The sequence below is a fragment of the Flavobacterium sp. CG_9.10 genome (assembly GCF_015752245.1).
Classification (GTDB): Bacteria; Bacteroidota; Bacteroidia; order Flavobacteriales; family Flavobacteriaceae; genus Flavobacterium.
The window spans coordinates 90,435-103,029 of the sequence record NZ_JADOVD010000005.1 but is presented as its reverse complement, the minus strand read 5'-3'; the positions used below and the strand labels follow the sequence as shown (position 1 = coordinate 103,029).

Genomic DNA, 12,595 nt, shown 5'->3' with positions numbered 1-12,595 from the left:
TAAAGTTTAAAGTTGGCCAACTTAGAACGAAGAAACTTTTTTATAAATTCTTAACCGCTTGTTTAAATTGATTCCCTCTGTCTTCATAATTTTCAAACAAATCGAAACTGGCGCAAGCTGGCGACAATAAAACCGTATCTCCTTTTTCTGTTAGACGTTGTGCCATTTTTACTGCATCATTCATGTTATCCACTTCCACCATGATATCAACTACATTCCCAAAAACATCTATGATTTTCTTGTTGTCGACCCCAAGACAGATAATCGCTTTGACTTTTTCACGAACTAGTGACATCAATTCGTTATAATCATTTCCCTTATCAACACCACCCACAATCCAAACTGTAGGTGTATTCATGCTGTCTAATGCAAAAAAAGTTGCATTGACATTGGTTGCTTTGGAGTCATTGATGTACTGCACATTTTGAATTTTCAAGACTTTTTCAAGACGATGCTCTACTCCTTGAAAATTAGATAAACTTTCACGTATTGTAGATTTTCTAATCTGCATCAGTTTCGCTACAGAGGTTGCTGCCATTGCGTTTTTCATGTTATGTTTTCCTTCCAAGGCAATATGCTCTGTATCCATTTTAAACTCTTCTTGATTGATGGTTATTTCCATTTTGTTGTTTTTTATATAAGCTCCTTCGCTGAAAGTTTTAGTCAATGAAAAAGGAATTAATTTAGCTTTAGTTGTATGCGTTTTAAACCATCCCGCAATGGCTTCATCATCTGCGTCGTATATGAGGTAGTCTTCCTCCGTTTGATTCATAGTAATTCTAAATTTTGAATCAATGTAATTTTCATATTTATATTCATATCGATCCAAATGATCCGGACTGATATTCGTAATAATTGCAATATGCGGTTTGAAATCTTTGATTCCATCTAACTGAAAACTACTCAACTCCAGCACATATGAATCAAATTTATTATCAGCGACTAGCCAAGCAAAACTCTTTCCAATATTTCCTCCCAATCCTACATTCAAACCGGCAGATTTCAACAAATGATAAGCCAGCATAGTAGTGGTGGTCTTCCCGTTACTTCCTGTTATTCCAATAATTGTCGCATCCGTAAAGGGTGCTGCGAACTCAATTTCTGATATCACTGCAATTCCTTTCTCAATAAGTTTCTTTACTATTGGAGATTTTTCAGGGATTCCAGGGCTTTTCATCACCACATCAGCATTTAGAATCAGAGCTTCCGTATGCTGCTCTTCCTCCCATGCTATTCCATTAATAATAAGAACTTCTTTGTAATTTGCTTTTATCTTTCCAAAATCAGAAACGAATACATCATATCCTTTTTTCTTACCCAGAATAGCAGTGCCAATACCACTTTCTCCTCCTCCTAAAATAACTAATCTCATACTATCTTAGTTTTAAAGTAACAATTGATAATATGGCGAGCATGATAGCAACAATCCAAAATCGAGTGACTATTTTACTTTCGTGATAGCCTTTTTTCTGATAATGATGATGCAATGGTGACATTAGAAAGATTCTTCGGCCTTCGCCAAAGCGTTTTTTGGTGTATTTGAAATAGCTAACTTGTAGTACGACAGATAAATTTTCGACAAGAAAAATTCCACATAATAGAGGGATTAGCATCTCTTTTCGAACTGCAATTGCCAAAACGGCAATAATTCCGCCTATTGTTAAACTTCCCGTATCCCCCATAAAAACAGAAGCCGGATAGGAATTATACCATAGAAAACCAATTAATGCTCCCACAAACGAAGCGATAAACACCGTCATTTCCCCCGAACTAGGGATATACATTATATTCAAATAGTTAGAAAAAATAATATTTCCAGAAACGAAAGTGAAAATCGCAAGCGCCAAGACCGAAATCGCTGAAGTTCCCGCGGCTAACCCATCAATTCCATCGGTTAAATTAGCACCATTAGAAACAGCAGTAATAATAAAAATAACTATAGGAATAAAAACTAACCACGCCCATTTTTCATACCCTTCACCTGTCCATGCCAATAATTCAGCATAATCAAATTCATTGTTTTTAAAGAAAGGAATTGTCGTTGCAGTAGATTTTTCTTCAACTGGCGCTTGAACAATCACATTTTCTGTTGGTGTTTTAAAAATATCCGTTTTACTTGTATCTTGTCTTACCGTAACCGCCGGACTAAAATAAAGTACTGAGCCTACAATTAATCCCAAACCAACTTGTCCAAAAACTTTAAAGATTCCTTTTAGACCTTCTTTATCTTTTTTGAAAATTTTTATATAATCATCTATAAAACCAATCGTTCCCATCCAAAGCGTTGTGACAATCAATAAAACAATATAGATATTATGCAGTTTTGCAAAAAGTATAACAGGGACCAAAGTGGCAAATATGATAATCAAACCTCCCATCGTAGGTGTACCTGCTTTTTCATTTTGACCAGCTAAGCCTAGCTCGCGCACTGTTTCTCCTACTTGTTGTCTTTGAAGGAATGCAATGATTCTTTTCCCATAAATCGTGGACAATAGTAGCGAAAGCATAAATGCTAAAGCGGATCTAAAAGTTATGTATTGAAAAACACCCGTTCCAGATACATTTAATGTTTTGTCTAAATATTCAAATAAATAATATAGCATATTCGGTTATGTGTTTATTTGGTTATTTATTAAGTTGTTCTAAAATTTCCTTAACCGTTTCCATGTCATCAAAATGTTGACGAATGCCTTTAATCTCTTGGTAAGTTTCGTGTCCTTTACCGGCAATTAATATAATATCATTTGGCTGAGCCAATTGACAAGCTGTTTTTATAGCCTGTTTCCTATCGCTAATCGTTAGCAATTTTTTATAGTTTTGAGGCGCAACACCTTGTTCCATTTCGCTAATGATAACATCGGCATCTTCACCTCTTGGATTGTCCGAAGTGAAGATTGCTTTATCACTAAGTTCAGACGCGATACCGCCCATAATTGGTCGCTTTGCTTTATCTCTATCTCCTCCACAACCCACAACTGTAATTAATTGTTCGTTTTTTGTGCGAATATCATTTATAGTTTTTAGTACGTTTTCTAAAGCATCCGGCGTATGAGCATAATCCACAATTGCAGTAATATTGGTTGTAGAAACAATAAATTGGAAACGACCTGAAACACTTTCTAAATCAGATAACAATCGCAATACTTCCAAACTTTCTAAACCCAATTGAACTGCAGCTCCGTAGATCGCCAATAAATTATAAGCATTGAATGTACCTATAAGCTTAACCCATACTTCATTTCCATTTATTTTCAACAACAAACCTGACAATTGATTTTCCAGGATTTGCGCTTTATAATCTGCATACGATTTTAAGGCATACGTAAGTTTTTTGGCTGCTGTATTTTGCAACATTACTTGCCCATTTTTATCATCAATATTTACTAATACAAAAGCTGCTTTAGGCAAATTATCGAAAAACGACTTCTTAACATCCCTATATTCTGCAAACGTGGGGTGATAATCCAAATGATCGTGAGATAAATTGGTAAAAATACCCCCAACAAAATGTAATGCTTCTGTTCTTTTTTGATGAATCCCATGTGAACTCACCTCCATAAAACAATATTCAACACCGTTTTCCACCATTTCTTTCAGATAATGGTTAATTGTGATTGAATCCGGAGTGGTATGTGTCGCTTTATATTCTTTCTCATCCACCAAAATTTTTACAGTAGATAATAATCCAACTTTAAAACCTGCTTTTTTAAACAATTGATACAACAACGAAGCAATTGTCGTTTTACCATTTGTTCCTGTAATACCAACTAATTTCAGCTTTTCAGAAGGGTCACCAAAATAATTTGCAGCCATATATGCTAGGGCTGAATTAGTGTCTTTTACCTGAACGTAGGTAATTCCTTTGACAAGAACTTCTGGAAGTGTATCGCAAATAACTGCCGAAGCTCCTTGCTGAATTGCTTTTTCTATATAATCATGTCCGTCTGAAATAGAACCGCGAATCGCTATAAAAACATCATTTTTTTCGATTTTTCTAGAATCGAAATCCATTTTGTCAATAGCAATATCTGTCGAACCATTAACGGCAATGATAGCTACTTTGTATAATATGTCTTTTAATATACTCATGATAATTCTAATAGTATAGTTGCGTTTTTCACAATGTTTTGGCCAGCCTGAAGCGATTGTTTTTTTACTTTTCCTATTCCAACAACTTTCACTTTTACACCTAAATTCTCCAATAAAGCTAAGGCGTCCATTCCTGACATTCCTTTTACATCAGGTATCAATTGAGCTTTATTTTGTGATTTTACAAAATAAGAATCATAATTACTTTCCTGCTTTGGTATCTTTCTATCCAAATTCTTAATCTTATTAGTCGAAGGAGCATCAGTAAAAATCTTTTGCGCAATCCTTTTAAAAACGGGACCTGCCACATCTGCACCATAATAATTATTATTTATCGTACTAGGCTTATGAACGACAACTATACAAGAATATTTTGGATGCTCTGCTGGAAAATAACCAACAAATGAAGAGGCGTAATATTTTCCTGCTCCACCATCTTTTGCATAATTTACTTGGGCCGTTCCTGTTTTACCCGCCATAGAAAAATCTTTAGAGTAAAGCTTAGCACCCGTCCCTTTTTTAACAACATTCAACAAAACGGCTTTTAGTTTCAAAATAGTTTCTTGCGAACATACTCTAGGATTTAAAACGACTTTGTCAATTTTTTTGATCGTTTTATTCCATTCTTTTATTTCCGAAACAAACTGAGGTTTTACCATCACTCCGTTATTAGCAACTGCATTATAAAACGTAAGCGTTTGCATAGGTGTTACCGAAACGCCGTAACCAAAAGCCATCCAAGGGAGAGAAATATTAGACCAGTTTTTATCCTTTGGTTGGGGTATTCTGGGCATTCCTTCTCCTTTTAAATCAAGACCTAATTTTCTATTCAAACCATATGAATCAACATGATTTACAAATTTTGAAGGATTATTTTTGTAGTTATTATAGACTGCTTGTACCATCACTGTATTTGAAGAAACTTCAAATCCACGAGCCAAAGATATTTTGCCATAACCTCCTTTATGAGAATCCCGTACTGCTTTTCCTGAATACCTAATTTCACCACCCTGACTATCATAAACAGTGCTCGTATCCGCCACTTTATCTTCAAGAATAGTCATTAAATCAACCAGTTTAAACGTAGAACCTGGCTCGTGAGACTCGGCGACTGCATAATTAGTAGTTTCATAATAGGTTCCGTCCTTACCTCTTCCTAAATTCGAAATTGCCTTTACTTGTCCTGTACTGGTCTCCATAACGACCACGCAACCGTGATCTGCTTGATAATCTTCTAATTGTTTTAATAATGCATGATGAGCAATATCCTGGATAAAAACATCAATTGTAGAGATCACATCGTATCCGTCCTGTGGGTCCACTTCGTTAATGTCACGCAAAGGTTTCCATTGTCCTTTTGCAATTTTTTGTTTTAAAATGTTCCCATCTTTACCATTAAGATAATTACGGTAAGCCCATTCTATCCCTTTACCGTCTGAAGATCCGTTTGAATTTCTTCTTTCATAGCCAATGGTACGTTCTGCAATTTTTCCTATTGGATGTTTCCTAACCGTTTCTTGTTCAATGATAATTCCGCCTTTATTGCTTCCCAAATTAAACAATGGAAACCCTTTAATTTTAAAATATTCTGTGTAGCTTAAATTTCGTGCAATCAAATAATATCTATTTTTGTTTGCTCTTGCTTTTCTTAATTCATTTTGAAAATAAGTAGACGGTTTTCCTAAAATTAAAGCTAATGAATCCGATAATGGTTTAACATTTTTTTCGAATGATTCCGCTTTTGGAGTAACAGCATCAAAACGAATTTCATAATTAGGAATAGAAGTTGCCAAAAGGCTGCCGTCAGCAGAGTAAACGTTTCCTTTATTAGCAGGAATCAAAAAATTTCTTACCGTTCTTTCTTTGGCTAGCTTTCTATAATAATCCCCTTCTACCCACTGAATATTTGTCAACTTAACAGCAATCGCAATGGCCATCAAAAAGATAGCGAAAGCGACCAGATAAATTCTGTATGATATGTGTTTATCTTCTACTGCCATATTTTTTTAAAGAAACTTTTTTCTTCTTCTTTTTTAACTTCTATTTTAACTGGTGGAACTGTTGATGGAAAAATATTTTTTTCAACCATTTTTTCAGAAACAGTCGATTCCATTTTCAATTTCATTAACTCAGATCGTCTGTCAACAAATTCCGAACGTAATTCTTTTACTTGATTTGTCAACTCAGAAATTTTAAAAACTTTTTGCTCAAAACGCTGCGTGTTTGCAATCATAACTAAAGTCAAAACAATAACAAAAACGATAAAGCGCCAATTCTTAACTGCATCATCATCTATAAGAAACCTCGCTTTTAATACACTGTGAACTCTGTTTTTCATTTTCATATAACTAACTATCTCTTTTCAGCTATTCTTAATTTTGCACTTCGAGCTCTATTGTTAATTTTTATCTCAGCAGCATCCGGAACTATTAATTTTCCAATAGTTTTAAATGGAACAGAAAAATTACCAAAAAAGTCACGCTCAGGTTCCCCTTCAAACATTCCATTTTTCATAAACCGTTTCACCAATCGATCTTCCAATGAGTGATAAGAGATAACAGATAATCTTCCATTTGGATTCAATATTTCTAATGACTGTTCCAAAAACTCTTTCAAAACATCCATCTCTTGATTCACTTCAATACGGATAGCCTGATAGATTTGAGCTAAAATTTTATTTCTGACTCTTTCCGGTAAATATTTCGTTAAAACCTCTTTCAATTCATCTGTTGTTTTGATTGGACGCTCCTCTCTGGCTTCGACAATTGTTCTTGCCAAAGCTGGTGCATTTTTCAATTCCCCATAATCCAAGAACACTCTTTTTAGATTTACTTCATCATATTCATTAACCACACGATATGCATTTAAATCATTTTTCTGACTCATTCGCATATCTAATTCCGCATCAAAACGAGTAGAGAAACCTCTTTCTGGCACATCAAACTGATGTGAAGAAACGCCTAAATCCCCTAAAATTCCATCAACACTTTTTACACCATAAAAGCGTAAAAATCTTTTTATAAATCTGAAATTCTCATTTATCAGCGTGAATCTTTCGTCTGGCAAAGCATTCGCTAAAGCATCTTCATCCTGATCAAAAGCAAATAACTTTCCGTTTGGACCAAGTCTTTTTAAAATCTCTTTTGAATGACCACCGCCACCAAAAGTCACATCTACATAAATGCCGTCTGGCTTAATATTTAAACCATCTACTGATGCTTGAAGCAAAACCGGATTATGATATTCCATACTCATTGTCATTTATATTTCCCATTACTTCCTCTGCTAAATCTGCAAAATCAAAATCGTCGCCGCTTATTGATTTTTCGTACAGATCTTTATCCCAAATCTCAACAATATTTACTGCTGATGAGAATACCACGTCTTTTGCAATAGTTGCAAATTGCACTAAATCTTTTGGCACTAATAATCTACCCAAAGCGTCAATCTCAACCACCTTAACTCCGGCGGTAAACCTTCGAATAAAGTCATTGTTTTTCTTTACGAACTTATTTAGCTTGTTGATTTTTTGCATCACCAAATCCCATTCTTTCATAGGATATAATTCTAGACATGGCTGAAATAAGGAACGCTTCAAAACAAAACCGTCTTGAAGAGAAGAAGCCAATTGCTTTTTTAAAGGCGCTGGTAAAAGCAGCCTTCCTTTAGCATCAACTTTACATTCATATGTTCCAATAATTGTGTCCAAGCAAAATGTATTAAATGGTGTAGAGCAAAAATAGAAAAAAAACTACCACATTTTACCACTATATACCACTTTGTTAATAAGTTTCACCACTTTAGACTAAAAACCCTTAATTTTTGGACAATCAGAACGTTAGAGCTATTTTATTTTATTTGTAAGAAAGATAACATCAATAAAAAAGAAGCCCGTAAAACATTATACGAATTCAATTTTAATTTTGGCAAAAAGAGCAAATAATTAACAATTCGCATCATAAAAAACCAAAAAATAGCAATATTAACTGGAGATTTAAAAACAATTAAAATTGTTGTAAAAAATTATATTTATTTATTAAATCATATATTTGTCAAAATTGAAAATCCGCATTCTAGAAAAATGGAAAAACACTATAAAAAAGAAGGTAAATACAGCTATTATGAAGCTGGAGAAGGAATCCCAATCGTCATCCTTCACGGCTTGATGGGAGGATTAAGTAATTTTGACGCCGTTGCTAGTTATTTTTCTACCAGAGGTTACAAAATAATAATCCCCGATCTTCCAATATATACACAAAGCATTTTAAAAACTAACGTTAAGGCTTTTGCTCGCTACGTTAAAGATTTTATTACATTCAAAGGTTTAGAACGAGTAATTCTTTTAGGAAATTCGTTAGGGGGCCATATTGCACTTTATCATACAAAAATGTATCCTGAAAAAGTAGCGGGTCTTGTAATAACCGGAAGTTCTGGTCTTTACGAAAGTGCGATGGGCGATAGTTATCCAAAAAGAGGTGACTATGAATACATCAAGAAAAAAGCAGAAGATGTTTTTTACGATCCAAAAATCGCCACTCCGGAACTTATTGACGAAGTATATGCTTCCGTGAATGACCGAATAAAATTAATAAAAACATTGACGATTGCCAAAAGCGCCATTCGTCATAATATGGCAAAGGATTTACCAAAAATGCATGTTCAAACCTGCATCATTTGGGGCAAAAATGACAAGGTAACACCTCCGGATGTTGCTGTAGAATTTAATAAATTATTGCCAAATTCAACCTTATATTGGATTGACCACTGTGGCCATGCTGCCATGATGGAACAGCCGGAAGAATTTAATCGTTTACTGGAAGAATGGTTATCAGTAACCCATTTACAAGTACACGCTTAAAAAAAGAATAATTAGATACGCAAATCATGAAAATTAATACTGCCGAATTTATAATTAGCAACTCTGATGTAGCCAAATGTCCCAAAGACTTTTTGCCGGAATATGCTTTTATAGGCCGATCAAATGTTGGAAAATCCTCGTTGATAAACATGCTAACGAATCACAAAAAATTAGCCAAAACATCTGGAAGACCTGGAAAAACCCAATTAATTAATCATTTTTTAATTAATAGCAATTGGTTTTTAGTCGATTTGCCAGGTTATGGCTATGCAAAAGTTTCTAAAAAAACAAAATCTGTTTTTCAGGAATTTATCACTGATTATTTTGAAACAAGAGAGCAATTAGTCTGTGCTTTTGTGTTGATTGATATTCGTCATGAGGCACAAACCATCGATATTGAATTCATGTCGTACATGGGAGAAAGCGAAATCCCTTTTTGCATTGTTTTCACTAAAGCAGATAAAATCAGTAAGGTAAAAATCGATTCTCACGTTGCCGCTTACAAAAAGAAAATGTTTGCTAATAACTGGGCCGAAATGCCTCACTATTTCGTAACATCTGCAACAGAATCTACGGGAAAAGAAGAATTACTTTCCTATATCGATGAAGTGAATCAAGAAGTATTCAAAAATAACGATCAGTTTTAGAAAGGCTCTACTTCACATTTTTAAACAAATAAAAATCCCAAAACTTAAATAAAAGTTTTGGGATTTTTGTTTTAGAAAAGAAACAAATCTACTTTGTTAACTCTAATTTCTCTGCAAAATAATCACAGAAATCTTTCATGGTATCGGCCATTTTCTCATCATCGGTGGCACGTTTAAAAGTTTCAGACATAGCCACTAAAGTTTGATGAAAGAAAATTTTCATTTCATCGACTGGCATATCTTTAGTCCATAAATCGATACGCATGCTTTCTTTAGCTTTACTGTCCCAAATAGACAACATAATAGCTTTAGCTTCCTGCGCTTCCACTCCGCCGTCTTTAGCAGACCACATTAATTTTTCCGGAACACGGTTATCGTCTAATTCGATTAGAAATTTAATTTCTGATGTATTTTTATCTGACATTACTTTTTAGGTTTGTATTTTGATTTTTCAAATATTTCTTTTGCATCTGTTTTTAATAACTCGGTGATAGGTACCTCGTTATTTTTCATGTAAGAACGAACAATTTGCCAGCCAATCCAAGCGCCAACGCGTCCTGGCGACTCATTATCAATTTCTAAATAAAATTTAGAAAACGGAGCCGGACTGATAAATCGCGGCAACAGCTTTTGATCATCACTGTAGAGCATTTCCTTTTCTATAAAATACCGCCACATATAACTTTCATTTTCTTGACACCATTTTATTTGTTCAGGTGTATAACCCATTTTGTCTGCATCACTATAATTTGGCAAAAGTAAGTCTTTTAAATATAACTGTTTTCCAAAATAAACCATTTGATTCAGCAAATTTTTATCTGAAGCAGGGGCAATTTTACGTGCCGAAAAACTAGAAACAATATCTGGCATTATTTGACTTTGTTCCAAATTCTGCTTGATATAATTTGGAAACTGATAAAATTTATGTTCTTTACCCAAATACAGTTCAAGAGAAACAATTACCAAACTATCAGCGTATATAGCCTTATTGTTATAATCCATTTCAGAAATTATGGTAACAACTTTTGGCGTTTTAGTGTTAGGAAAATAATATTTAATATGTTTAAAAAGCTCCTCAAGTTCCACTTTTACGGGTTCGAAATTTGAATATTTCTTTTCAACTTCGGTATATAACTCGCGCCATAAGGGATCTTGCATCTTATTTAACCAAACACTATCATCATTGCCTTGAGGGAAAAAATAGGGATACTCTTTTTTCAAATTCCCCAAATCTTTGGAGGGAGTTTCAAAAAATATTTTGTCAAATCGTTCAATTTTAAGTTCTAAAGGAATCGCATCAACTGCCTTTTCCGTTTTACTTTTTTTATCACAAGATAAAAAAACTAAACAAAAGGCTATGGACAATAGATGTATTTTCATATTTATTAAGTAAATTTGTAGCCAAAGTAATAGTAAACGAATAAACCACGAATTGATTTGCAAATATACATTCCTACTTTTTAATACCTAAACTATTATGATTAAAAATACCACTATGCAAGTTGAAAAAATAAATATACATATTGTAAATTGGTTAAAAACATATGCCGAAAATGCCAATGTCAATGGCTTTGTTATAGGAATCTCAGGCGGAGTTGATTCAGCGGTGACCTCAACGTTATGTGCACAAACCGGGTTGAAAGTTTTATGTGTGGAAATGCCTATACATCAAGCGCATAGCCATGTTACCCGCGGACGGGAACACATTGACCAATTAAAAATGAAATTTCCTAATGTGAGCAGTATTGAAGCTGATTTAACTTCGGTATTTGAATCATTTAAAAAAGTAGTTCCAGATGATGTTGAAACACATAAACTTCATTTATCCTTAGCTAATACTCGCGCTCGTTTACGAATGACCACACTGTATTATTTTGCCGGTATTTACGGATTATTGGTTGCTGGAACTGGAAATAAAGTGGAAGATTTTGGTGTTGGTTTTTATACCAAGTACGGTGATGGTGGTGTCGATTTAAGCCCAATTGCCGATTTAATGAAATCCGAGGTATATCTTTTAGGGAGTTATTTAAAAATACCGGATTCGATCTTAAACGCCTCGCCATCTGATGGATTATTTGGAGACGAAAGAACAGACGAAGATCAATTAGGAGCCAGTTATGACGAACTGGAATGGGCGATGATTCAAGACGAATCAGGAAAATCAGCCAATGATTTTTCAGGAAGAGAACAAATCGTTTTCGAAATTTACAAACGATTAAATACAATTAATCAACATAAAATGAAACCAATACCCGTTTGTTTAATTTAAATGAACAAAATATTTACATTTTATGCTGATTTTCAGTTATTTACAGAAAATATTTATTAAATTTACTATCCAAAATATAAACAACGCTAAAAAATAAAACTATGATTAAAGTATGTGTTGCCGACAATTATCCCGTAGTGCATTTTGGAGTAAAATCTTACTTTAAAGATCACGCAGAAATATCAATAGTTGCTAATGTAGGTAATTTTTTGATGGTTCGGGATATACTCCTTACTAAGGACATTGATGTATTAATAATAGACCTGGAATTGGAAGGTCTGTCGAGTATTTTTGAAGTTAAAAATGTCTTGAAAAACTTCCCTAAGACTAAGATTATTATTTTCAGTGGTCTTTCAGAACAAATTTATGCACCTAATGCTATTAAAGCCGGTGTTTCTGGATTTATTCACAAAAAAGAAAAACTAGAAACTTTAGGCATTTCGATTATTAAAGTCCACCAAGGAAAAATAATCATGAATGAAACGGTTAAGAAAAACCTAGCATTAATTGCAAAACAAAGTAAGAGCGAACGATTATATCGAAAGCTTTCTAACCGTGAAGTAGAAGTTTTACGTTATTTAAGTGATGGAAAAAAGAATCACGAGATTGCTGAAATTCTAGGTCTTAACGAAAAAACAATAAGTACGTATAAATTACGTCTTTTGACAAAATTAAATGTCACAAATTTAGTCGATTTGGTAAACAAAGCGAAAACACTAGAAATAGTTTAGT

13 protein-coding genes are annotated in these 12,595 nt (G+C 33.9%); 4 read left to right on the top strand and 9 right to left on the bottom strand.

The genetic code is table 11. The features are described from left to right. Positions 1 to 40 precede the first annotated feature (40 nt). Genes murD through mraZ form a run of 7 tightly spaced genes read right to left on the bottom strand, consistent with a single transcriptional unit; the run spans position 41 to position 7,798 of the window. Positions 41 to 1,372, bottom strand: coding sequence for a UDP-N-acetylmuramoyl-L-alanine--D-glutamate ligase (gene murD, locus IWX84_RS05805; RefSeq protein WP_196849804.1), 1,332 nt, complete (start codon positions 1,370 to 1,372; stop codon positions 41 to 43). Between the two features lies 1 nt (position 1,373). Then, on the bottom strand, positions 1,374 to 2,603 hold the full coding sequence (gene mraY, locus IWX84_RS05800; protein ID WP_196849803.1) for a phospho-N-acetylmuramoyl-pentapeptide-transferase: 1,230 nt from the start codon (positions 2,601 to 2,603) through the stop codon (positions 1,374 to 1,376). Positions 2,604 to 2,625: 22 nt separating this feature from the next. Continuing rightward, the gene (locus IWX84_RS05795; RefSeq protein WP_196849802.1) at positions 2,626 to 4,089 is read right to left on the bottom strand and encodes a UDP-N-acetylmuramoyl-L-alanyl-D-glutamate--2,6-diaminopimelate ligase; all 1,464 of its coding nucleotides are present in this window, start codon (positions 4,087 to 4,089) and stop codon (positions 2,626 to 2,628) included. Continuing rightward, positions 4,086 to 6,089 (bottom strand): penicillin-binding protein, encoded by a 2,004-nt coding sequence (locus IWX84_RS05790; protein ID WP_196849801.1) that lies wholly within the window; start codon positions 6,087 to 6,089, stop codon positions 4,086 to 4,088. The genes IWX84_RS05795 and IWX84_RS05790 overlap by 4 nt, the downstream gene beginning before the upstream one ends. Beyond that, positions 6,080 to 6,427 carry an FtsL-like putative cell division protein gene (locus tag IWX84_RS05785; protein ID WP_196849800.1) on the bottom strand — a complete coding sequence of 116 codons (348 nt, stop codon included), beginning with the start codon at positions 6,425 to 6,427 and terminating at the stop codon, positions 6,080 to 6,082. Before IWX84_RS05785 ends, IWX84_RS05790 begins: the two co-directional genes overlap by 10 nt. 14 nt (positions 6,428 to 6,441) lie before the next feature. Next, complete coding sequence (gene rsmH, locus IWX84_RS05780) at positions 6,442 to 7,350, bottom strand: 16S rRNA (cytosine(1402)-N(4))-methyltransferase RsmH (protein WP_196849799.1); 909 nt, start codon at positions 7,348 to 7,350, stop codon at positions 6,442 to 6,444. Beyond that, positions 7,325 to 7,798, bottom strand: a complete 474-nt coding sequence (gene mraZ, locus IWX84_RS05775; protein ID WP_196849798.1) for a division/cell wall cluster transcriptional repressor MraZ — start codon at positions 7,796 to 7,798, stop codon at positions 7,325 to 7,327. The genes rsmH and mraZ overlap by 26 nt, the downstream gene beginning before the upstream one ends. A 372-nt stretch (positions 7,799 to 8,170) precedes the next feature. Between mraZ and IWX84_RS05770 the strand changes: the two genes are divergently transcribed. Both IWX84_RS05770 and yihA read left to right on the top strand, forming a co-directional pair. Next, positions 8,171 to 8,947, top strand: a complete 777-nt coding sequence (locus tag IWX84_RS05770) for an alpha/beta fold hydrolase (RefSeq protein ID WP_196849797.1) — start codon at positions 8,171 to 8,173, stop codon at positions 8,945 to 8,947. A gap of 26 nt (positions 8,948 to 8,973) precedes the next feature. Next, positions 8,974 to 9,594, top strand: a complete 621-nt coding sequence (yihA, locus tag IWX84_RS05765) for a ribosome biogenesis GTP-binding protein YihA/YsxC (RefSeq protein WP_196849796.1) — start codon at positions 8,974 to 8,976, stop codon at positions 9,592 to 9,594. 88 nt (positions 9,595 to 9,682) lie between these two features. On the opposite strand, the gene gldC is transcribed toward yihA, so the two are convergent. Beyond that, positions 9,683 to 10,018 carry a gliding motility protein GldC gene (gene gldC / locus IWX84_RS05760; RefSeq protein ID WP_073204010.1) on the bottom strand — a complete coding sequence of 112 codons (336 nt, stop codon included), beginning with the start codon at positions 10,016 to 10,018 and terminating at the stop codon, positions 9,683 to 9,685. After that, positions 10,018 to 10,974 carry a gliding motility lipoprotein GldB gene (gldB, locus tag IWX84_RS05755; RefSeq protein ID WP_196849795.1) on the bottom strand — a complete coding sequence of 319 codons (957 nt, stop codon included), beginning with the start codon at positions 10,972 to 10,974 and terminating at the stop codon, positions 10,018 to 10,020. The genes gldC and gldB overlap by 1 nt, the downstream gene beginning before the upstream one ends. A 97-nt stretch (positions 10,975 to 11,071) precedes the next feature. On the opposite strand from gldB, the gene nadE reads away from it, so the two are divergent. Together nadE and IWX84_RS05745 are read left to right on the top strand one after the other, a co-directional pair. Beyond that, on the top strand, positions 11,072 to 11,863 hold the full coding sequence (gene nadE, locus IWX84_RS05750; protein WP_196849794.1) for an NAD(+) synthase: 792 nt from the start codon (positions 11,072 to 11,074) through the stop codon (positions 11,861 to 11,863). 101 nt (positions 11,864 to 11,964) lie between these two features. Continuing rightward, a complete protein-coding gene (locus tag IWX84_RS05745; protein WP_196849793.1) occupies positions 11,965 to 12,594 on the top strand; it encodes a response regulator transcription factor in 630 nt (209 codons plus the stop codon). Position 12,595: the final 1 nt, after the last annotated feature.

Coding starts and splice junctions, on each gene's coding strand:
- IWX84_RS05790 (WP_196849801.1), bottom strand. CDS start 6,089: ATGGCAGTAGAAGATAAACACATATCATACAGAATTTATCTGGTCGCT.
- gldB (WP_196849795.1), bottom strand. CDS start 10,974: ATGAAAATACATCTATTGTCCATAGCCTTTTGTTTAGTTTTTTTATCT.
- murD (WP_196849804.1), bottom strand. CDS start 1,372: ATGAGATTAGTTATTTTAGGAGGAGGAGAAAGTGGTATTGGCACTGCT.
- IWX84_RS05795 (WP_196849802.1), bottom strand. CDS start 4,089: ATGAGTATATTAAAAGACATATTATACAAAGTAGCTATCATTGCCGTT.
- IWX84_RS05745 (WP_196849793.1), top strand. CDS start 11,965: ATGATTAAAGTATGTGTTGCCGACAATTATCCCGTAGTGCATTTTGGA.
- yihA (WP_196849796.1), top strand. CDS start 8,974: ATGAAAATTAATACTGCCGAATTTATAATTAGCAACTCTGATGTAGCC.
- mraY (WP_196849803.1), bottom strand. CDS start 2,603: ATGCTATATTATTTATTTGAATATTTAGACAAAACATTAAATGTATCT.
- gldC (WP_073204010.1), bottom strand. CDS start 10,018: ATGTCAGATAAAAATACATCAGAAATTAAATTTCTAATCGAATTAGAC.
- nadE (WP_196849794.1), top strand. CDS start 11,072: ATGATTAAAAATACCACTATGCAAGTTGAAAAAATAAATATACATATT.
- IWX84_RS05785 (WP_196849800.1), bottom strand. CDS start 6,427: ATGAAAAACAGAGTTCACAGTGTATTAAAAGCGAGGTTTCTTATAGAT.
- IWX84_RS05770 (WP_196849797.1), top strand. CDS start 8,171: ATGGAAAAACACTATAAAAAAGAAGGTAAATACAGCTATTATGAAGCT.
- rsmH (WP_196849799.1), bottom strand. CDS start 7,350: ATGACAATGAGTATGGAATATCATAATCCGGTTTTGCTTCAAGCATCA.